This is a genomic window from Neisseria sp. P0021.S005 (assembly GCF_051956955.1).
Genome location: NZ_JBQCWY010000329.1, coordinates 1 through 3346 on the forward strand (window position 1 = coordinate 1; position 3346 = coordinate 3346).

Here is a 3346-nt window from a genome sequence, read left to right on the forward strand (position 1 = left end):
GGTGAATATCGGTCAAAGAAGAACGCAAAATGCTCAATGCCGCAAAAGCGGTTGCGGTTTCTTCCGGCGGAATTTCACGCAATACGCCAACCACAGGCGCGGCAGCTTGAGGCTCAGGCTGAGCATTAGCCGCTTCCGCACCCTCGGCTGCATGTTTTTCTTCAATCGCCTGCGCCAACAAAACGCGCTCGACCGGCACTTCGCCCTGCTGCTTGCTTTCCTGCTCTTTGAGTAAGGCTTTGCAGTCAATCACGCGCAAATCGTTATCCGCTGCAAAATCCATCAAAAAACGGAACATTTGCGGATTGTCTTCTTCCAGTTTTTTATCGACTGCCACACAACGGACATTGTCCACCAAAATCGGGCGCACCCAATTCGAATAGGAAAGGCGGTTGTCTTTGGTGAAGGAAGACAAAATACCGCACAGGCGCTCCGCCCAGTCGCTTGGTCGGAAAATCTTGCCTTTGCTGGTCGTACCATGGATCACAACTTCATAAGGATTACACACTAACATAAGCAGCTTCCTGAAAGTAAATGGCTGAAGGAATATTTCGCCAGTGCCAACATCAGAAAAAGTTCCGATACATAGCAACAGATGATTGAAAAAATATCAGTAAGGTTTTGAAATACGACAATGATGAGACGGCTTGCCAATCCTGACAATCCGTTTCGAATTCTTTGATTATTATACCCGATACGCCTCTTTTTCTTCAAAAATCATTTGAAAAATAACAACAGGCCGTCTGAAACCAAGTATTTCGGTTTCAGACGGCCTGCATATTTTGTATATCAATACAACAATTTCTTGCGGGGCTTTTGTTCGCCACCGGATTTAATTTCCGACAAGTTGAAATTCAGTATGCTCAAATCCAAAATGCTTTCTGAAGTGCATTGATCGCCAAAAGCATTTTCATAAGTGGCCTTCAGTTTCAACACGCCGCCAAATGTCTGGTCCGGCAATTCGGCAGCCAGCGCCAACATGCTTGCAAACACGCCGCCATACAATTCGCCCGATGCCAGCATATCCACACCGCCGGAAAACATCTCCAAGCGCATAACTGCATCGGCAACCAACTTGCTCGGCAAGTGATCCGGCAAAGGCTCTGCCTCAAAGCGTACATTCTTCGCCAAGCCCTTACCGCTATTGCGGACAACCAAAACCAATAAATCCGTTTGACCGTCAGAACGCTGCAACGTCGCATGCAAAACCGGATGAATGCTCTCTTTTTGAATCAGCTGCTCACGGTGCAACATCTTGCTTTTAGCTTTGGATCGCGCAGATACGACGGCCCAAATCAACCAAACCAATGCAACGGCAGAAATGGCTGTGACCAAAAGAGGAAGATTGGCCAAATAGGCTTGCTGATTAAACCAAACTTGTGCGGCTAAAAATCCGGCAAAGAAAATCAAGACGTATAAAATTGGGGCAAACCGGCTTTGTATGGATGAGTGCATAAGTTTTCCTACATTTCGTATCGCGTTATAAAAATAATGCCTTTTGAGCAAATGATGTCATTAACTCAGAAGGCATTATTTTAACGTAATTTTAACGCAATTTGCTTAATATCTTGCTTTTTATGAAACTGATGTATCAAGCAGACAACTCAAACCGCACAGCCGTGTTTTCAGACGGCCTGAGATTTTATCAGGCTTCGGCAACCGAATCACGCGAGAAGGTTTTTTCGCAATAATGGCATTTCAAACGTGTCTGACCATTATGTGAACGGACATAAAAGCGGCTGATGACCGGCTCGCCATGACTGGCACAATTGGTATTCGGGCAGCGGAATACTTCTGAAATTTCGTCCGGCAATGACAAATGCTGTTTGTCGATCACTTTAAACTGATCGATTTTGTTTACTACTGCTTCAGGGGCAAATAAAGCCAAACGGTTGGCCGCATTGGCATCCAACCATACGCCGCTGACTTTGATAATGTCTTTGCTTCCCTGCGTTTTGCTGGGCAAATTAAAGCCGACTGTAACCGCGCTGCCATAATGCAGCAGCTTAAACTGTCTTAAAATGGCCAAGCCTTTACCGGCAGGAATATGATCAATTACCGTACCTTGTTCAATCGCTTCAACGCTGAGTTTTGAGTTTTCCATCTCTCGCTCCTTAAACTTCTTCGTTCAATACCAAAGACAAAATCGCCATCCGTGCATACACGCCATTGGTTGCCTGTTCAAAATAATAGGCATGAGGTGTTTTATCCACGTCCGGATGAATTTCATCTACCCTCGGTAAAGGATGCAAGACGCGCAAATTGGGTTTAGCATTCGCCAACATTTGCGCATCAAGATTGAATTTACCCTGAATTTTGGCAAATTCCTGCTCATCAAAACGTTCGCGCTGAACGCGGGTCATGTACAAAATATCCGCCCATTCGACCGCTTCTTCCAATCCGGGCAAAATTTGATAAGGGCACCCGGCTTCTTCCAGCTCTTCAGTGATATAGTCCGGCATTGCCAAGCTGGGAGGGGAAACAAACGCAAATTCACAACCCCAACGCTTCAGCGCCTGACACAATGAATGTACCGTACGGCCATATTTCAAATCGCCGGCCATCGCAATCTTCAAATTGCTCAAACTGCCCTGTGTTTCATAAATCGTGACCAAATCCAAAAGCGTCTGACTCGGATGTTGGTTGGTACCATCGCCGGCATTAATCACGGGCACGCTCGAAAATTCGGCCGCCACACGGGCCGCACCGTCTTTCGGGTGTCGCTGAATAATCGCATCCGTATAGCTGGAAATAATCCTCGCAGTATCTGCGAGCGTTTCACCCTTTTTCGCGCTGGTATTTGCACCATCGGAAAAACCGATAACTTTCCCACCCAAACGCTGTACCGCCGTTTCAAAAGACAAACGAGTACGGGTGGACGGTTCAAAAAAGCACGAACCAATCAATTTGCCTTCAAGCAAATCTTCACGAGGCTGCTTTTTCAACTTCAAGGCCGTCTGAAGCAGCAATTCGAGCTGCTCTGTCGTCAAATCTGAAATTGAAATAATATGTTGCCGATAAAGCGGATTAGGCATGACCATTCCTTCCCATAAAAAAGCCCGCAACAGGCGGGCGTTTCAAGCAAACCGATTCCATTGTTGCCCAACATCATCCCAGTGGACAATCACAACCATGTTTCTACCACACCCATGAAATCTTCCGCATTATCGCATATTTAACAGACGGCTGCTTCTTTCAAGTTTTCAGATTCTTTCAAGTTTTCAGACGGCCTGATACCTTTGCAAAATAACCCTCGGTACTCCACAGCTGAAACCCAAGCACATGGATTCGGTATTTTCAGTTATTGCCCCCATTGGTCCAAGTCTTCATTGCCACTGCCCATACA

The 3346-nt window shown here is 46.2% G+C and carries 4 protein-coding genes; all 4 read right to left on the bottom strand.

All coding sequences use genetic code 11. The features are described from left to right. The coding region (locus ACTHUE_RS13620; RefSeq protein ID WP_440423741.1) for a DUF3579 domain-containing protein at positions 1-514 on the bottom strand (514 nt) is incomplete at its 3' end. 275 nt (positions 515-789) lie between these two features. Next, positions 790-1455 (bottom strand): hypothetical protein, encoded by a 666-nt coding sequence (locus ACTHUE_RS13625; RefSeq protein WP_070461175.1) that lies wholly within the window; start codon positions 1453-1455, stop codon positions 790-792. Between the two features lie 190 nt (positions 1456-1645). Continuing rightward, entirely contained in the window at positions 1646-2104 is a 459-nt protein-coding gene (gene pyrI, locus ACTHUE_RS13630; RefSeq protein WP_003684689.1) for an aspartate carbamoyltransferase regulatory subunit, read from the bottom strand. Between the two features lie 10 nt (positions 2105-2114). After that, positions 2115-3035, bottom strand: a complete 921-nt coding sequence (gene pyrB, locus ACTHUE_RS13635) for an aspartate carbamoyltransferase (RefSeq protein ID WP_070461172.1) — start codon at positions 3033-3035, stop codon at positions 2115-2117. Positions 3036-3346: the final 311 nt, after the last annotated feature.